14 protein-coding genes are annotated in these 17,372 nt (G+C 55.4%); 3 read left to right on the plus strand and 11 right to left on the minus strand.

Annotated elements, in window-relative coordinates:
• Positions 1 to 48: 48 nt before the first annotated feature.
• From ACG1VR_RS17790 to ACG1VR_RS17800, 3 genes are all read right to left on the minus strand, one after another.
• Positions 49 to 1,824, minus strand: a complete 1,776-nt coding sequence (locus ACG1VR_RS17790; protein WP_016535205.1) for a SmdB family multidrug efflux ABC transporter permease/ATP-binding protein — start codon at positions 1,822 to 1,824, stop codon at positions 49 to 51.
• On the minus strand, positions 1,814 to 3,595 hold the full coding sequence (locus ACG1VR_RS17795) for a SmdA family multidrug ABC transporter permease/ATP-binding protein (protein WP_395489448.1): 1,782 nt from the start codon (positions 3,593 to 3,595) through the stop codon (positions 1,814 to 1,816). Before ACG1VR_RS17795 ends, ACG1VR_RS17790 begins: the two co-directional genes overlap by 11 nt.
• A gap of 78 nt (positions 3,596 to 3,673) precedes the next feature.
• Positions 3,674 to 4,135 carry an Lrp/AsnC family transcriptional regulator gene (locus ACG1VR_RS17800; protein ID WP_016535203.1) on the minus strand — a complete coding sequence of 154 codons (462 nt, stop codon included), beginning with the start codon at positions 4,133 to 4,135 and terminating at the stop codon, positions 3,674 to 3,676.
• A gap of 115 nt (positions 4,136 to 4,250) precedes the next feature.
• Between ACG1VR_RS17800 and ACG1VR_RS17805 the strand changes: the two genes are divergently transcribed.
• Entirely contained in the window at positions 4,251 to 5,297 is a 1,047-nt protein-coding gene (locus tag ACG1VR_RS17805) for a PLP-dependent cysteine synthase family protein (protein ID WP_395489449.1), read from the plus strand.
• Positions 5,298 to 5,460: 163 nt separating this feature from the next.
• Here the strand turns inward: ACG1VR_RS17805 and cof are convergent, their stop codons facing one another.
• Positions 5,461 to 6,285 carry an HMP-PP phosphatase gene (gene cof, locus ACG1VR_RS17810; protein WP_395489450.1) on the minus strand — a complete coding sequence of 275 codons (825 nt, stop codon included), beginning with the start codon at positions 6,283 to 6,285 and terminating at the stop codon, positions 5,461 to 5,463.
• Between the two features lie 94 nt (positions 6,286 to 6,379).
• Between cof and ACG1VR_RS17815 the strand changes: the two genes are divergently transcribed.
• Positions 6,380 to 8,083, plus strand: coding sequence for an SgrR family transcriptional regulator (locus tag ACG1VR_RS17815; RefSeq protein WP_395489451.1), 1,704 nt, complete (start codon positions 6,380 to 6,382; stop codon positions 8,081 to 8,083).
• A 76-nt stretch (positions 8,084 to 8,159) separates the two neighbouring features.
• A complete protein-coding gene (gene queC / locus ACG1VR_RS17820; RefSeq protein WP_016535199.1) occupies positions 8,160 to 8,855 on the plus strand; it encodes a 7-cyano-7-deazaguanine synthase QueC in 696 nt (231 codons plus the stop codon).
• Positions 8,856 to 8,891: 36 nt separating this feature from the next.
• On the opposite strand, the gene ACG1VR_RS17825 is transcribed toward queC, so the two are convergent.
• From ACG1VR_RS17825 to clpP, 7 genes are all read right to left on the minus strand, one after another.
• On the minus strand, positions 8,892 to 9,290 hold the full coding sequence (locus tag ACG1VR_RS17825; protein WP_039897972.1) for a YbgC/FadM family acyl-CoA thioesterase: 399 nt from the start codon (positions 9,288 to 9,290) through the stop codon (positions 8,892 to 8,894).
• A 131-nt stretch (positions 9,291 to 9,421) separates the two neighbouring features.
• The gene (locus ACG1VR_RS17830) at positions 9,422 to 9,781 is read right to left on the minus strand and encodes a ComEA family DNA-binding protein (RefSeq protein WP_395489452.1); all 360 of its coding nucleotides are present in this window, start codon (positions 9,779 to 9,781) and stop codon (positions 9,422 to 9,424) included.
• 139 nt (positions 9,782 to 9,920) lie between these two features.
• Positions 9,921 to 11,795, minus strand: a complete 1,875-nt coding sequence (gene ppiD, locus ACG1VR_RS17835) for a peptidylprolyl isomerase (RefSeq protein ID WP_395489453.1) — start codon at positions 11,793 to 11,795, stop codon at positions 9,921 to 9,923.
• Positions 11,796 to 12,030: 235 nt separating this feature from the next.
• Complete coding sequence (gene hupB / locus ACG1VR_RS17840; protein WP_016535194.1) at positions 12,031 to 12,303, minus strand: nucleoid-associated protein HU-beta; 273 nt, start codon at positions 12,301 to 12,303, stop codon at positions 12,031 to 12,033.
• A 211-nt stretch (positions 12,304 to 12,514) separates the two neighbouring features.
• A complete protein-coding gene (gene lon, locus ACG1VR_RS17845; RefSeq protein WP_039897971.1) occupies positions 12,515 to 14,869 on the minus strand; it encodes an endopeptidase La in 2,355 nt (784 codons plus the stop codon).
• Positions 14,870 to 15,045: 176 nt separating this feature from the next.
• Positions 15,046 to 16,320: an ATP-dependent protease ATP-binding subunit ClpX gene (gene clpX / locus ACG1VR_RS17850; protein ID WP_016535192.1), complete on the minus strand. Its 1,275-nt coding sequence runs from the start codon at positions 16,318 to 16,320 to the stop codon at positions 15,046 to 15,048.
• Positions 16,321 to 16,458: 138 nt separating this feature from the next.
• Complete coding sequence (clpP, locus tag ACG1VR_RS17855; protein ID WP_039897970.1) at positions 16,459 to 17,082, minus strand: ATP-dependent Clp endopeptidase proteolytic subunit ClpP; 624 nt, start codon at positions 17,080 to 17,082, stop codon at positions 16,459 to 16,461.
• Positions 17,083 to 17,372 lie beyond the last annotated feature (290 nt).

Consider the following 17,372-nt stretch of genomic DNA (forward strand, 5'->3'; position numbering starts at 1 on the left):
CCAGTGAGAGGCTGGTTTTAAACGAGCTTAATGCGTGATTGTGGTGCATCAGGCAGTCAGCGTTTCCTCCTGGGCTGCGGCGGCAAGTTCCTCCCCGGCCAGCTGCAACTGGTACATTTGCCAGTAGCGGCCCTGCTGCGCCAGCAGTTCACCGTGCGTTCCGCGCTCCACGGCCTGGCCGCGGTGCAGCACCAGAATGGTGTCAGCGTCGGTAATAGTCGACAGCCGGTGGGCGATAACGACAAGCGTTGTATGCTGGCGAACCGCAGCCAGCGCTCGCTGAATCGCCTGCTCTGTACCCGAGTCGATATTAGCCGTCGCTTCGTCAAGGATAAGGATCTGCGGCGCTTCCACCAGCACGCGGGCCAGCGCTAATAGCTGCTTCTGCCCGACGGACAGGTTGTTGCCCTGCTCGCCCAGACGGGTATGAATACCTTCCGGCAGCGCCCGTGCCAGCTCGGCAAGCTGCACGGTTTCCAGAGCCTGCCACACCGCTTCTTCGCTGATGTCACGGCCAAGCGTTACGTTGGCGAAGAACGAATCGGCCATCACCACGGGATCCTGCTGCACCATCGCGACGCCGCGGCGCAGCGCTTCGTGGCTCAAAGAGTCGAGCGGCCGCCCGTCGAGGCGAATTTCGCCTTTAGTCAGCGGGTAGTAGCCCATAAGCAGGTTGGCGAGGGTGCTTTTCCCGCTGCCGGTATGCCCGACCAGCGCCACAAAGCTGCGGGAAGGCACATCGAGGCTAATATCCTGAAGCACCAACCGGTCTCCGCGATAGGCAAACGAGACATCATCCACTTCAATATGGCCGCTTGCCAGAGGGCGATTGTCGTTGCCGTAGTCCTGACGTTTGCCGTCCATCAGCTCGAACACCCGCTCGCCGGCCACTACCGCCTGCTGCAGAATAGACTGCTGGGTGGTGAGCTCGATAAGCGGCTCGTTCAGGCGGCCAAGATAGTTGATAAACGCGTACAGCACGCCGACTTCGATAGTGCCGACCGAAGTAAAACCAAACAGCATCAGCAGGCCGCAAAGGATAGCCGCCGAGAACAGGCTAAGCAGCGGCCTTAACAGCCAGCCGTCCAGCCTTAACGTCTGCATGCGCGCCAGATAATGCGAGCGGCTCGCCTGCCCCATCCGCTCGCCAAAACGAGCCTGCTGGCGGAACTGCTGGATAACGCTCATGCCGTTAATCACTTCGTTAAAGCCGTCGTTGATATCCGCCAGGTAGCCGCGCACGCGACGCACAATTGGCGTGCTGTAACGCTGGTAGATAAACATCACGATGATCACCGCCGGGAAGATAGTTATCGCCACCAGCGCCATACGCCAGTCGAGGCTGAACATCGCCACCAGCATTGCGCCAATCAGAGCCGCGCTGCGCAAGACCGTCGCGACCACGGTCACGTAGAGGTCACGAATGACTTCGGTGTCGTTGGTCACGCGGGAGATAAGCTGCCCGACGGGCTGGGTGTCAAACGCGCTCAGCGGCTGGCGCAGCGCGGCATCCATCACGTCAGTACGCAGTTTCTGCACCACGCCCACCGCCGCCCTGTTAAAGAGCAGCGCCTGAAGGTAGTGCAGCCCGGCTGCCGTAATTGAAAGCAGGATATAGGCCGTTGCCAGCCCAGCGGCAAGCCCGAGCGGCATCTGTTTCTTCGCCACCAGGTTATCAATAAAATAGCTGACCAGCACCGGGCCGCAGACTTCTGCCGCGGCCGCCACCCACAGCATCAGCATCGCCCCCGCTAAAGGTTTGCGCCACGGAGAACCATAAGCCAGCAGGCGTTTAATGGTAGGCCACTGCTGTTTACGCTTCATCAACGCTCTCCTTTGCTGTTTCCTGCTCCGGAGCTTCATCCAGCGCGGCCTCCAGTTGCTGATAGCGGTACATATCGCGATACCAGCCGGGTTGAGACGCCAGTTTTTCATGGCTGCCGCGCTGGGCGACATGCCCGTGCTGCATCACCAGAATTTCGCTGGCCTCGGTCAGGGCTGAAAGGCGGTGCGCGCTGATAATGACCGTGCGATGTTCGCCCCACTGGCGCAGGTTGTGAAGAATCTGGTGCTCGGTGCGCCCGTCCACTGCGGAAAGCGCATCGTCGAGGATCAGGATTTCCGCATCCAGCAGCAGCGCACGGGCAATAGAAATACGCTGTTTTTGGCCGCCGGAGAGCATTACGCCGCGCTCGCCCACTTCGGTTTCGTATCCCTGAGGCAGGCGCAGGATATCTTCATGCACGCTCGCAAGGCGGGCGACATGCTCAATTTCCTGCTGCGTAGCGCCGGGCTTGCCGAGCGCAATGTTGCTGGCAACGGTATCGGAGAACAGGAACGGCGTCTGGTTTACGATAGCCAGGCGGCTGCGCCAGCCGTCGATTTTCAGCGCGGTCAGCGGCATATCGTGGAAGCGAATATCGCCGTCCTCAACGTCAAAATGACGCTGGATCAGCGACAGAATAGTGCTTTTCCCGGAACCGGTAGGCCCGCACAGGCCAAGCATCTCACCCGGCTTAAGGGTAAAGCTCACGTTCTGCAACGTCGGCTGCGCGGTTTGCGGATAATGGAACTGGCGGATATTCGCCACCAGCTCGGCACGCCCTTCAGGCAGCGTTTTGTCTCCGTCCACCACGCCCGGCTCTTCTTCCAGCATCGCACGTATGCGGCTATAGGCGGCGCTGCCGCGTTCGACGATGTTAAACATCCATGCCAGAGCCAGCATCGGCCAAATCATCAGGCCGAGATACATTACAAAACTGGTGAGTTGCCCAAGGGTCAGGCTCCCTTCGATAACCATCCAGCTTCCGCCGCCAATCGCCAGCAGGTTGGCTGCGCCGATAGCGACATAAATCGTCGGATCAAAGCGCGCGTCAATTCGCGCCACACGCATGTTTTTCGCCCCTGCATCCTGCGCCTCGGCGGCAAACAGCGCCGACTGGCGATCCTCAAGACCAAACGCCTTGATCATGCGGATGCTGGTCATGCTTTCCTGAGTGCGATCGTTAAGCGCAGAGAAAGCGGCCTGAGCCACCTTGAACCTGTCGTGCAGGCGCGCGCCGTCACGTTTTATCACCACCGCCATAATTGGCATCGGCAGCAGCGCCAGCAGGGTCAGCTGCCAGCTGATTTGGGTCGACATAACAATCAGTACCGCCAGCCCCATCACCAGCGAGTCCACCAGCGTCAGCACCCCTTCCCCGGCGGCAAACACTACGCGATCCACATCGTTGGTGGCGCGCGCCATCAGGTCGCCGGTGCGGTGACGCAGGTAAAATTCAGGATGGTGGCGGCTAAGCTGACGGTAGTAGTTTTCCCGCAGCTCAACGGCCAGCTGGTAGGATGCCCCAAAAAGCAGCACGCGCCAGACGTAGCGCACGACATAAACCACCACGGCAATAGCCAGCATTACGCCTATCCACATCAGTACCTGCTGAGAAGAGAGGGTGTGCTGCGTCACGCCATCCACAATCACGCCCACCAGTTTTGGCGGCACAAGTTGCAGAATGGCGATAATAATGAGCAAGGCCACCGCACCGAGATAGCGTCGCCACTCGCGGGTGAAATACCAGCTTAATTGAGCAAATAATCGCACGAAGTTTACGTCCTGAAATGCAGTCTGCCGACCCAGAGTAAAAGAGTGAAAAGCTTTAGCGTTCCGCTAATGGCGAACTCATAAAGTTATGGGTAAAGCCGTGGTGTATTTTATCTGTTCCATGGCAAAACTCGAAGTGACATCGCTTAATCCCGGGATGCCGTTGACCAGGCGCTTATAAAAATCGTCATAGCGTTTCATATCCGCCACCTGAACCCGAATCAAATAGTCATATTCGCCTGCCATACGCCAGAAGCCGAGCACTTCGGGCATCGCCTCCACCACCGAGACAAACTTGCAGTACCAGTCGCTGCTGTGCTGCTGGGTTTTAATCAGCACAAAAGCGGTTAGCCCAAGCCCAAGTTTTTCCGGGTCAAGCAGCGCAACTTTGCCGCGAATATAGCCTTCATCTTCCAGCCGTTTTAGTCGCTTCCAGCACGGCGTGGTGGTCAGATTAACGGCATCTGCCAGCGCCTGCAAAGAAAGGGTGCAGTCCTGTTGCAGCATGGAGAGCAGTATACGGTCAATTTTATCTATCACAGCAACATCCGGGAGAAATATTTTCTCTAATGGAAGCGTTAAAAAGGCAAAATGGCAACTTTTTTATCCTCCATTTGCATTACGCTAAGCACAAATTGATAAACGAGTATTTGCCATGACTAACACCTGGGTTAACCACGCTATCAGCGAAATCAACGCCGACTATCAACGCTCTGCGGATACTCATCTTATTCGCCTGGCTTTGCCGGGGTTCCCCGGTATTCAGCTCTACCTGAAAGACGAAAGCACCCATCCAACCGGCAGTCTCAAACACCGCCTGGCACGCTCGCTGTTTCTGTACGGGCTGTGTAACGGTTGGATCAAAGAAGGCACCACCATTATAGAAGCCTCTTCCGGCTCCACGGCGGTGTCTGAAGCCTACTTTGCTCGTCTGATTGGTCTGCCTTTTATCGCGGTAATGCCCGCGAGCACGGCAAAACGCAAAATCGAGCAGATTGAATTTTATGGCGGCCGCTGCCACTTCGTGGAGAGCGCCTGTGAAATCTATGCGGCCTCGGAAATGCTTGCCCGCGAACTGAACGGCCACTATATGGACCAGTTCACCTACGCCGAGCGTGCAACCGACTGGCGCGGCAATAACAATATTGCCGACAGCATCTTCCGCCAGATGACCCACGAGCCGCATCCGGTCCCGGACTACATTGTCATGAGCGCCGGAACCGGCGGGACTTCCGCAACCATTGGGCGCTATCTGCGATTCCAGGGTCATGACACAAAGCTGGTCGTAGTCGATCCTCAGAATTCGGTGTTTCTTGACTACTGGCAGCAGCGCGACTGCGGCCTGAAAAGCGAAGTGGGCAGCAAAATTGAAGGTATTGGCCGCCCGCGCTGCGAGCCTTCGTTTATCCCGGATGTGATTGACGAGATGGTGCGCGTGCCGGATGCCGCAAGCGTTGCCACCATGCAATGGCTGGAGTCACAGCTGGGCCGCAAAGTTGGCGCTTCAACCGGCACCAATATGTGGGGCGTACTTCAGCTGGCGGCAAGAATGCGTGAAGAAGGCCGCAGCGGCTCAATTGTGACCCTGCTTTGCGACAGTGGAGAGCGCTATCTTGAGTCCTACTACAATGCGGAGTGGGTGAAGGCCAATATCGGGGATTTAACACCGTGGACGGCTGAGATTAGCCAGCTCATCAAATGAATACACTAAATAATTCGAGTTGCAGCCAGGCAGCAAGGGAGTAAATCCCCGGGAGCTTACTTGAGTAAGTGACTGGGGTGCGGGAGCGCAGCTAACGCCGCTGCGGCTTGAAGTATGACGGGTATAAAAAAACCGGGCTTACTATGCCCGGTGCCGTAATGTCTCAGAATTCGGGGGAATAAGTGAGATGTGGAGTGTCCAGCCAGTGCGTCAAATAGTGCGAGACCGCCTGGTTACGGCAATGGCCAATAACCGGCAGATGAGGTAAATCCTCTTTTAGCTGCGCCATGGCATTGCCCATTATCAGGCCGTGCCCTACCGCCGAGAGCATTTCGCGGTCGTTCATCGCGTCGCCAAATGCCATGCAATCTTTCATCGTTAGACCTAAGTGCGCGCTCAGAACGCCGAGCGCCGCGCCTTTATTACTGCCCACCGGCAGCACTTCCAGGCAGTCTACCGCAGAGAAGCAGAGGAATGCCTTGTCGCCTAAGGCTTCGTTTAGCTGAATACGCAGACGGCGCAAATCGTCATGGTCTCCGCAGAAGCAAATCTTGGTCACCTGGTGAGAAGGCAAGGTGCGCAGATCAACGATATGTGGCCGGAAGCCGCTGTAAACGTGAGCGTGCAGCAGTTCCGGTATTTCCTGCCCGGTCAGCCAGCCGGAATCATTAAAAGCGTGAATGCTCGCCTCGGTTTCCCAGTGCCCGTGTAGCACGATTTCTGCCGCCTCGGGAGAGAGATCGTTACGGTGCATCAGCTCGCCTTCCATGCTATGAATGCGCGTGCCGTTGCCGGTTATCAGGAAGGCATCAAGATCCAATGTCCCGAGAATGTGGCGCATCTCCAGCACATGGCGACCCGTCGCAAATGCCAGGGTCATCTCACGCTCTTCGCGCAGGCGTTTCAGCGTATTAAGGGTTGCTTCCCCAAGATGATGGTCGGGCAGCAGCAGCGTGCCGTCCATATCAAATGCAGCCAGACGAGCCATGGTTACTCCAAAGGTTTAGCGGGACCAAAAAAGTATCTCCTGGAATATACGGAACTAATAGTGAATACTTGGGGAAAAATGTTCCGGGTTTTATATGCGACTTCTGAATCGACTCAATCAGTTTCAGCGTTTATGGCAGCCCTCCGGCGGACAGCCGCAGCAGGTGACGGTCGCCGAGCTGGCCGGGCGCTGCTTTTGTAGCGAGCGCCACGTGCGCACGTTGCTCAACCAGCTACAGGATGCGGGCTGGCTTAGCTGGCACTCGCAGTCCGGGCGCGGCAAGCGCGGTGAGCTGACTTTCCTGGTTTCACCGCAGAGCGTCCGCTCCGGCATGATGGAGCAGGTGCTGGATAAAGGTCAGCATCAGAATGCCCTGGAACTGGCCCAGCTGGCACCTGAACAGCTGCGCCAGCTGCTACAGCCGTTTTTGGGCGGGCAGTGGCAAAACGATGTTCCCACCTTGCGCATCCCCTATTACCGCCCGCTTGAGCCGGTGCAGCCGGGATTCCTGCCGGGCCGCGCGGAACAGCATCTTGCCGGGCAGGTTTTTGCGGGCCTGACCCGATTTACCCGGGAAAGCGCACAGCCTCAGCCCGACCTCGCTCACCACTGGCAGGTGTCCGGCAACGGCCTGTGCTGGGACTTTTTTATTCGCTCGACGTTGCACTGGCATAACGGCGAGCCGGTAGAAACCTACCAGCTACAGCAGCGGCTTCTGATGCTGCTTGAGCAGCCTGCTTTGCGGCGGCTATTTATCAGCGTGAAGGGGATTGAATTGCCCCACGCGCAATGCCTGCGCTTTGTTCTTCACCGCCCGGATTACTGGCTGGCACACCGGCTTGCCAGCTATTGCAGCCGACTTGCCCACCCGCAGGATACGCAGCTTGGCTGCGGACCGTTCCGCATTGCCAGCTTTAAAGAAAGCCTGGTGCGGCTTGAAAGCTTTGAAAGCTACCACCTGCGCCACCCGTTGCTAAAAGCTATTGAATATTGGATAACCCCGCAGCTGTTTGAAACCACTCTCGGCACCAGCTGCCTTCACCCGGTGCAGATAGCGATTGGCCAGCAGGATGAGCTGGAAAACCTGCGCCCGGTCAGCAGCAGTATTAGCCTTGGGTTCTGCTATCTGGCGATTAAACCGGAGGGGCGGCTTAACGCCGGGCAGGCCAGAACTATCATGCAAATCGTGCGCGAGCCGGAAATGATAGCCACCCTGCCGCTCAACAGCGCCCTGATCACGCCAAACACAGAAATGATCCCCGGCTGGCAAATCCCCGACTGGGAGCAGCATCAGGCGGTTAAATTACCCGAGAAGCTCACGCTGGTTTACCATTTGCCGGTAGAACTTCACGCTATGGCACAGCAGCTTAAGCGCTACCTTGCGGAGCGCGGCTGCGAACTTACCGTCATTTTCCACGATGCAAAAACCTGGGCTGGCTGCCAGCATCTGGCCGAAGCGGATATGGTAATGGGCGACCGGCTGATTGGCGAAGCGCCGGAGTACACGCTGGAGCAGTGGCTGCGCAGCGACGTACTTTGGCCTAACCTGCTTAACGCCAGCCGCTACGCTCACCTCCAGGCGACGCTGGATGCGGTGCAGGTTTATATCCGCGAACCGGAGCGCTACGACGGCCTGAAAGAGGTCTTTCATGGCCTGATGCGCGACGCCATCGTGACGCCGCTGTTTAATTACCGCTACCAGATTAGCGCTCCGCCCGGCGTCAACGGCATTGAGCTAAACGCCTGGGGCTGGTTCGATTTTAGCGAAGCCTGGCTGCCGCCTCCGGGAATGGCATGAAGAAGCTGGTTCGCGCCGTACAGGGGCGTTACCATAGCGCCCTTCCGGATAACTCTTGTGAATGACAGGATAAATAATGAAACGTACAGTCGTGGTTTTCAGCGGCGGGCAGGACTCCACCACCTGCCTGATTCAGGCATTACAGCAATATGATGAAGTGCACTGCGTAACGTTTGATTATGGCCAGCGCCATCGCGCGGAGATAGACGTTGCCCAAAAACTGGCGCTAAAGCTGGGCGCCCGTGCCCACAAAGTGCTGGATGTCACCTTGCTGAATGAACTGGCGGTTAGCAGCCTGACCCGGGACAGCATTCCGGTGCCGGGCTACAACCCTCATGATGACGGTATTCCAAGCACCTTCGTGCCGGGGCGTAATATCCTGTTCCTGACGCTGGCGGCTATTTACGCGTATCAGGTTGAAGCCGAGTCCGTAATAACCGGCGTATGTGAAACCGATTTTTCCGGCTACCCGGACTGCCGAGACGAATTTGTTAAGGCGCTAAACCATGCGGTAAGCCTCGGCATGGCGCGGGACATTCGCTTTGAAACGCCGCTGATGTGGCTGGATAAAGCAGAAACCTGGGCGCTGGCGGACTACTGGCAGCACCTGGAAACCATTCGCCACGAAACGTTGACCTGCTACAACGGCATTCAGGGCGACGGCTGCGGCGAATGTGCGGCCTGTAACCTGCGCGCCAATGGCCTTAACCACTACCAGGCCAACAAGCCTGCGGTGATGGCGGCAATGAAGCAAAAAACCGGCCTGAAATAAGCGTAACGGGCGTGGTTAATGCCACGCCCTGCATGCCTAGCCCATTATCTGCTCAAGCTGCTCGCGTAGTTCCCCTTCAAGCGGTAGCGCCTTCTGCGTTTTTAAGTCGATGCAGACGAAAGTCAGCAGCGCGTCGGCAACGGCTTCACCTTCCGGCTCCAGCGTCACGACCTGGCTGAGCACGCCGCTTTTCCCGTTCAACTGTTGCAGCTTGCTGTCAATGCGCAGCAGGTCGCCCAACACCGCCGGGCGGCGGTAGCTGATATTGATATTCACCACGATAAAAGCGATGTTGCGCGCCGTCATCCACTGAAAGCCGGTGGTCTTTTCCAGCCACTCCCAGCGGGCCTCTTCCAGGAACTCAAGATAGCGGGCGTTGTTAACGTGTTGGTAGACATCCATATGATATCCACGAACTTTGATATGTGTTTGCATAGCGCGAAACCCTTGTACTTTCTTTGTTGTAATAAGGTGAGGTAAACGAGGCCATACCCGAAACAACTGGTATGACCTCTAACTCAGCGTAGCAAACTTTTCCCTTCAGGTGGAAGCGTGAGCACGTAAACTCAAAGTTTTATGCGACCCAGATTACGCTCTACCAGCGAAGCGCCAATTCCAGGCACTTCCTGAAGCTGATCCAGCGTTTTAAAAGGCCCGAACTCGGTGCGATAACTGACGATGGCCTGCGCCTTCTTAAGGCCGACCCCATTCATGCTGCTGGCAAGCTCCTCCGCCGAGGCACGGTTGATGCTGACCAGCGTCTCCGCCTGCGCGCCCGGTTTAGCCGCCGGAGCCGTTTTAGTGGATGATTGAGTAGATGAAGCCTGAGGTGAGTCCGCTTTTTCCGGCGCGGCCTGTACGGAAGTAAAACCCGCCAGTCCCGCGAGAGCGAGAGAAAAATAGAGCGCTTTGATTCCTGATGTCATGCTGTGTCCTCCATGTATGTTGACAGCGAGGCCACCCTACAAGAGCGAAGAAACAGCAACAAACGTCAATATTCAAAAATGGAAAAGGCCGCGAAAGCGGCCTTTGGGAATTACACTGCGTTGCAAAAATTTGCGAGCATTACTGCTGTTGGTCGATGATATCGCCCAGTTTGATCTTCGCTTCTTTACGCAGGTTGGACATCAAAGCTTCGAAGGCAATTTGTGCGTTGTTCTGGGTGATGCCCTGAACCATCGCTTTCTTCTGCTCTTCCGGCATTGAGCCCGCTTTCACTTCGTCCAGAGACAGCAGCACCACGTTGCCCTGCATATCGTTGGCTACGCCATAGCTCGGCTTGTCTTTAGCCGGCAGAGGCAGCGCAAACGCAGCCTGGCTGACAGGATCCTGACCGGTGCGGCTCAGGGTTTTAGCGTCGCCGAAGCTCAGGCCAGCGGCCTTCATTTCGTCAGCGCCTTTACCCTGTTTCAGAGCGGTGAGCAGTTTGTCGGCATCCAGCTTAGCCTGCTGCTCGGCTTTCTGCTGCTTAACCGCAGCGATAACCTGGTCACGAACTTCAGCCAGCGGTTTAACCGCCTCGGCTTTATGTTCGGTCACGCGCAACACGAAGGCGCGGTCGCCGTCCACGGTGATGATGTCAGAGTTGCTGCCTGGCGTGCCGTTTTCGCCTACCAGACCGCCGCTAAAGATAGCATCGGCAACCGGCTTGAAGTTCAGCTCGGCAGGCAGGTTATCGTGACCAAACCAGCCGGTTTCAACCGCCTTCACGCCCGCAACTTTCTCTGCACCTGCCAGAGATTCGTTTTCGTTGCTTGCCGCATCGCTTACCTTCTGCTGTAGCGCGTAATAAGCATCAACCGCTTTTTCCTGCTTCACTTTATCAACGATGCTGGCGCGCACTTCTGCCAGTGGTTTTTCAACCGCCGGCTGAATGTCGTCCAGGCGCACAATCAGGAAGCCAACGGAAGATTTAACCACGCCGGAAAGCTGGCCTTTGTCCTTCAGCCCGGCGTTTTTCAGTTCGTCCGGAGTGGTGGAAGCTTCCAGCCAGCCCATGTCGCCGCCGTTACGCGCGGAGATAATGTCGGCAGACTTCGCTTTAGCCAGTGCGGCAAAGTCACCGCCTTTGCTCAGCTCGTCGAGAATCGCTTTGGCTTCATCTTCGGTTTTGGTCTGGATAACGCTGTAGCGGTTACGCTGCGGCTGGGTGAATTCGTCTTTATGCTGGTCATAGTAAGACTGAATATCCGCATCGCTGGCATCTTCCTGCATAGAGGCAGCGTCCAGCTTGATGTAGCTGACCTTAAACTGCTCAGGCGTGATGTAGCGGTTTTTATTCTGCTCGTAGTTAGCGTTGATTTCCTGCTCGGAGGCTTCCTGCTTCGCAGCCAGGGCCTGAACGTTAATCGTTGCCTGACGAACCACGCGCTGCTGGGAAACCAGCGCCGCCAGCTCGTCGGTTTCGCCGGTGAGCATAAAGTCGGTTCCAACTACGGCTTTGATCAGCTGGTCGGTGGTGAGCTGGTTGCGCAGCGCCTGAGCGTACTGGTCAGCCGTCATCCCCATATTGCCGATTATCGCGTTATAGCGGGCGTTATCGAATTTACCGTTATTCTGGAAGGCAGGCTGGCTGAAGATAGCCATTTTGACCTGTTCGTCGCTGATAGCGAGGCCGAGATGTTTGGCGTACTGGTCAAGCAGAGATTCGTCAATCAGTTGGTTAAGCACCTGCTGGCGCATCTGCTTCATGTAGCCTTCGTTGGCCGCAAGCTCAGAGAACTGATCGCCCAGCTGCTGCTGCTGGCGGTTACGCTCGTTAGCAACGGCGTTCTCGAACTGGCCGCGACCGATCTCCTGGCCATTTACTTTTGCGGCATAATTATTGTTACCGCCAGTCAGGTAGCTACCCACGCCAGTCAGAACGAATGACAAGATAATCAAACCCAGAATGATCTTGAGCACGACGTGGTTAGCCGCCGCTCGTAAATTGTCCATCATGGTGTAACAACACTCCGCTGTAGTATGACTTGGTAAACCTGCGCAGGCGCTAAGCTGGCATCCTTAGAAACTCGAGCTGCCCACTGCTGCGCGCAAAGGCGTATTGTGACAAGAAACCCGCTGCAAATCATCAACAGCGAGTAAAATTCAGCTTCAGGCAATAAAAAAGGCACATCAAACGATGCGCCCCTGCGATACCTGACACCATATACCCCAGCCAATCGGGGCTAATAAATCAGTTAACAGCGTCTTTCAGCGCCTTACCAGCACGGAAGCCTGGTACTTTTGCTGCGGCGATGGTGATTTCTTTGCCGGTTTGAGGGTTACGGCCGGTACGGGCTGCACGCTCTTTAACCGCAAAAGTACCAAAACCTACCAGTGCTACGTCTTCTCCGGCCTGCAGAGATTCAGTAACAGAAGCAATAACAGCATCTAATGCACGTCCAGCCGCGGCTTTAGAAATATCAGCACCTGCGGCAATTTTGTCTATCAGTTGAGATTTATTCACTCTTCTCTTCCTCTCTTTATAATTTATATCGCACCTGATGTCCCTCAGAGTGCGACCGCGCAGCAGTTATAACAGGCTCGTCATGCCCTTACAACAGGAGTTGTGGGGGATAAGCTTAAGCCAGCAACTAAATTAGCGACACAAAAAAAAGCTGGCAAGTGACAATTCACCTACCAGCCCCTATTTTATTGACTGTATTTGCGTCAGGTCACTATTTTGCGGTTACAACCTGCATTCCGTAAGGCTCATTCTGCAATGCGAGGGTCAGAACCTCTTCGATACGCTTCACAGGATGAATCGTCAGATCGGCAATCACGTTATCCGGGATCTCTTCCAGATCGCGTTTATTGTCGTCCGGGATAAGCACGGTTTTGATGCCGCCGCGGTGAGCTGCCAGCAGTTTCTCTTTCAGGCCGCCAATCGGCAGAACCTGGCCACGGAGGGTAATTTCACCGGTCATCGCCACGTCGGCGCGAACCGGGTTACCCGTCAGGCAAGAAACCAGCGCGGTACACATTGCGATACCGGCACTTGGGCCATCCTTCGGCGTAGCGCCTTCCGGGACGTGAACGTGAATGTCGCGTTTCTCGTAGAAGTCGCCGTTGATACCCAGCTTCTCGGCACGAGCGCGCACCACGGTCAGCGCGGCCTGGATAGACTCCTGCATCACTTCACCCAGCGAGCCGGTGTAGGTCAGTTTACCTTTACCCGGTACGCAGGCGGTTTCAATGGTCAGCAGGTCGCCGCCCACTTCGGTCCATGCAAGGCCAGTCACCTGCCCTACGCGGTTTTCGCTGTCGGCGCGACCGTAATCAAAGCGCTGTACCCCGAGGAAGTCCTTCAGGTTGTCGCCGTTGATTTCGATGTGCTTGAGCGTTTTGTCCAGCAGCAGCTGTTTCACCGCTTTACGGCACAGTTTCGAGATTTCACGCTCGAGGCTACGCACGCCCGCTTCACGGGTGTAATAGCGAATGATGCCGCTAATCGCGCTATCATCCACCGTCAGCTCGCCTTTTTTCAGCGCATTACGCTCAATCTGCTTCGGCAGCAGGTGCTGTTTGGCAATGTTCAGTTTTTCATCTTCGGTATAACCGGACAGACGAATCACTTCCATACGGTCCAGCAGCGGTGCCGGGATGTTCATGGAGTTAGAGGTCGCCACAAACATCACGTCGCTGAGGTCGTAATCCACTTCCAGATAGTGGTCGTTAAACGCCACGTTCTGTTCTGGATCAAGCACCTCCAGCAAAGCAGATGCCGGGTCGCCGCGCATGTCAGACGACATTTTGTCGATTTCATCCAGCAGGAACAGCGGGTTTTTGACCCCGACTTTCGCCATCTTCTGAATCAGTTTACCCGGCATTGAGCCGATGTAAGTCCGGCGGTGACCGCGAATTTCCGCTTCGTCACGCACGCCGCCCAGCGCCATACGAATGTATTTGCGACCGGTCGCTTTTGCGATGGACTGACCCAGAGAGGTTTTACCCACCCCCGGCGGCCCTACCAGGCACAGAATTGGGCCTTTCAGTTTGTTAACGCGGCTTTGAACTGCAAGATACTCAAGGATGCGATCTTTAACGCGTTCGAGGCCGTAGTGGTCGGTATCAAGGATTTCCTGCGCCTGACGCAGATCTTTTTTGACCTTGCTGCGGGCGTTCCACGGAACCTGAACCATCCAGTCAATGTAGCCGCGCACCACGGTTGCTTCCGCGGACATCGGCGACATCATTTTCAGCTTTTGCAGCTCGGCTTCGGTTTTCTCGCGCGCTTCTTTCGGCATTTTCGCCGCATCAATTTTGCGTTTCAGCGCTTCGTTTTCGTCCGGCGCGTCGTCCATCTCGCCAAGTTCTTTCTGAATGGCTTTCATTTGCTCGTTCAGATAGTACTCGCGCTGGCTTTTTTCCATCTGCTTTTTGACGCGGTTGCGAATGCGTTTCTCAACCTGCAGCAGATCGATTTCCGACTCCATCATCGCCATCAGGTATTCAAGACGCTCGTTGATATCGGACATTTCCAGCACTGACTGCTTGTCCGAAAGTTTGAGCGGCATATGCGCGGCGATGGTGTCGGCCAGACGTGCAGGATCGTCAATGCTATTGAGCGACGTCAGCACTTCCGGCGGGATCTTTTTGTTCAGTTTGATATAGCCTTCAAACTGATTAATTGCGGTGCGTACCAGCACTTCCTGCTCGCGCTCTTCAATCGCCGGCGAGTTCAGGTACTCTGCCTGGGCAGAGAAGTGGTCGCCGTTGTCAGAAAGCGCGGTGATACGAGCACGCTGCAGGCCTTCGACCAGCACTTTTACCGTGCCGTCAGGCAGTTTCAGCATCTGCAAAATAGACGCGACGGTGCCTACCGTGAACAGGTCGTTAACACCCGGCTCATCCGTCGAAGCCTCTTTCTGCGCCACCAGCATGATTTTTTTATCATGGTCCATCGCAGCTTCCAGGCAGCGAATGGATTTTTCACGCCCGACAAACAGTGGGATAACCATGTGCGGATAAACCACCACATCGCGCAACGGCAATACGGGGATTTCAATGCGTTCAGAACGCTCAGGATTCATAGAGCTCTCTCTTAGTTTAATGTCCGCCAGGTGATTAGGTGAACGCTTCAGCTCCACCAATAAGTAAATCAGTATATGGGGATGTTTCCCGCACATTCAACGGCAGGAATGACGGAAAAATAAATGGGGGATAAAATCCCCCATTTTTTTATTAACTGACTGGTTATTCTGGCGAATTATTCACCGGATGCCTGCTGGGCTTCCGGCTTGCCGTAAATTAATAGCGGCTTGGACTGGCCGGCAATGACGGACTCGTCAATCACCACTTTTTCCACGTCATCCATGGACGGCAAGTCATACATGGTGTCCAGCAGCGCGCCTTCAACGATGGAACGCAGGCCGCGAGCGCCGGTTTTACGGATCATCGCTTTTTTGGCAATCGCGTCCAGCGCTTCGTCGCGGAACTCCAGCTCAACGCCTTCAAGATTGAACAATGCCTGATACTGTTTGGTCAGGGCATTTTTCGGCTCTTTCAGGATCTGGATCAGCGCGTCTTCGCTCAGCTCGCTCAGGGTTGCCACAACCGGCAGACGACCGATGAACTCAGGAATAAGACCGAATTTGATCAAATCTTCCGGCTCCACCTGGCCCAGCAGCTGGCCTTCGCTGGCTTTTTCGGACTTCGCTTTTACCGTTGCGCCAAAACCAATGCCGGAGCCGGTTTCAACGCGGTTAGCGATGACTTTATCAAGGCCTGCAAATGCGCCGCCGCAGATAAACAGGATCTTGGAGGTATCAACCTGCAGGAATTCCTGCTGCGGATGCTTACGCCCACCCTGAGGTGGAACGGCAGCCACGGTGCCTTCAATCAGCTTCAGCAGCGCCTGCTGTACGCCTTCACCGGACACGTCGCGGGTGATAGACGGGTTGTCAGATTTGCGGGAGATTTTGTCAATCTCATCGATATAAACGATGCCGCGCTGTGCTTTCTGCACATCGTAGTCGCATTTCTGCAGCAGTTTCTGAATGATGTTTTCAACGTCTTCACCCACGTAACCGGCTTCAGTCAGCGTGGTAGCATCGGCCATGGTAAAAGGTACATCCAGCAGGCGAGCCAGGGTTTCCGCCAGCAGCGTTTTGCCGCTACCGGTTGGGCCAATCAGCAGGATGTTACTTTTACCCAGCTCAACGCCGTTGGCGCTGTCGCTGTTGCGCAGACGCTTGTAGTGGTTGTAAACCGCAACGGCCAGCACTTTCTTGGCCTGCTCCTGCCCGATAACATAGTCATCAAGGTGGTTGCGGATTTCATGCGGAGTTGGCAGCGCACTGCGTTCGCGGTGCGGTGCAACTTCTTTAATCTCTTCGCGAATGATGTCGTTACATAAATCGACACACTCATCGCAGATATACACTGACGGCCCGGCAATCAGCTTACGCACTTCATGCTGGCTTTTGCCGCAAAAAGAGCAGTACAGCAGTTTGCCTGAACCGTCTTTGCGCTTATCTGTCATCAGTAAAACCTCTTCTCTGTTTCTTTATGCTACCACCGGCAGCACAAGTGCCATTCTACGGCGCAGCCGATATTGAAGCATCAGGTCGGGCCGCTACATTCACTATCACTATAGTATAACGGCCCGCAGCTTCGGGCATTAGTTACGGTGAGTCAGGATCGAATCGACTAAACCATACTCTACCGCCTCGCTGGCGGAGAGGAAACGATCGCGCTCGGTGTCTTTCTCGATTTGATCGAGTGATTTGCCGGTATGTTCAGCCATCAGCTCATTCATGCGCGCTTTCACTTTCAGGATTTCACGGGCGTGGATTTCGATATCCGTCGCCTGGCCCTGATAGCCGCCCAGCGGCTGGTGAATCATTACGCGGGAGTTAGGCAGGCAGAAACGCTTACCTTTAGCCCCGGCGGTCAGCAGGAACGCGCCCATTGAACAGGCCTGGCCCATACAAATGGTGCTCACATCCGGCTTGATAAATTTCATGGTGTCGTAAATCGACATCCCGGCGGTAATTACGCCACCCGGTGAGTTAATGTAGAGATAGATATCTTTCTCCGGGTTTTCTGCTTCCAGAAACAGCATCTGCGCCACAATCAGGTTAGCCATATGATCTTCTACCTGACCGGTCAGGAAGATGACGCGTTCCTTGAGCAGACGGGAGTAGATATCGTATGAACGTTCGCCGCGGGATGTTTGTTCAACAACCATCGGCACCAGGGCCATATGGGGTGCTAATTGATCTCGTTCGCCACTGTATGACATGTCCGTCTCCTGGAGTAATTTTGCCTACTGTACTGATTCTACTTGAGACGCAGGATATTGACTATGTTCCTTGCGCCGATTCTGGACGGAGTCAGTCAGGGATTGTTAATGGAACCTCACCCGAGTTATGGGGATGATTTGCCCTGTTTCAAGCATAACAACCTTTTCTTGATACGCTAACCCTGCAAAGGCGATTTATTGATGGCTTATCGTGTGCTTTAGCGATAAAAAAAAGCCCGCCACCTGAAGGTGACGGGCCTGATGCTTCAGTTTTTGGCTAACTTGCCAAA

It is taken from the genome of Cedecea davisae, from assembly GCF_044095835.1.
In the GTDB taxonomy this organism is placed as follows: Bacteria; Pseudomonadota; Gammaproteobacteria; order Enterobacterales; family Enterobacteriaceae; genus Cedecea; species Cedecea davisae.

What these genes read in the sequence shown, in the direction of transcription:
- ACG1VR_RS17790 (WP_016535205.1), bottom strand. Translation starts at nt 1,824, where the DNA reads ATGAAGCGTAAACAGCAGTGGCCTACCATTAAACGCCTGCTGGCTTAT.
- ACG1VR_RS17805 (WP_395489449.1), top strand. Translation starts at nt 4,251, where the DNA reads ATGACTAACACCTGGGTTAACCACGCTATCAGCGAAATCAACGCCGAC.
- cof (WP_395489450.1), bottom strand. Translation starts at nt 6,285, where the DNA reads ATGGCTCGTCTGGCTGCATTTGATATGGACGGCACGCTGCTGCTGCCC.
- ACG1VR_RS17815 (WP_395489451.1), top strand. Translation starts at nt 6,380, where the DNA reads ATGCGACTTCTGAATCGACTCAATCAGTTTCAGCGTTTATGGCAGCCC.
- queC (WP_016535199.1), top strand. Translation starts at nt 8,160, where the DNA reads ATGAAACGTACAGTCGTGGTTTTCAGCGGCGGGCAGGACTCCACCACC.
- ACG1VR_RS17825 (WP_039897972.1), bottom strand. Translation starts at nt 9,290, where the DNA reads ATGCAAACACATATCAAAGTTCGTGGATATCATATGGATGTCTACCAA.
- ACG1VR_RS17830 (WP_395489452.1), bottom strand. Translation starts at nt 9,781, where the DNA reads ATGACATCAGGAATCAAAGCGCTCTATTTTTCTCTCGCTCTCGCGGGA.
- ppiD (WP_395489453.1), bottom strand. Translation starts at nt 11,795, where the DNA reads ATGATGGACAATTTACGAGCGGCGGCTAACCACGTCGTGCTCAAGATC.
- lon (WP_039897971.1), bottom strand. Translation starts at nt 14,869, where the DNA reads ATGAATCCTGAGCGTTCTGAACGCATTGAAATCCCCGTATTGCCGTTG.
- clpX (WP_016535192.1), bottom strand. Translation starts at nt 16,320, where the DNA reads ATGACAGATAAGCGCAAAGACGGTTCAGGCAAACTGCTGTACTGCTCT.
- clpP (WP_039897970.1), bottom strand. Translation starts at nt 17,082, where the DNA reads ATGTCATACAGTGGCGAACGAGATCAATTAGCACCCCATATGGCCCTG.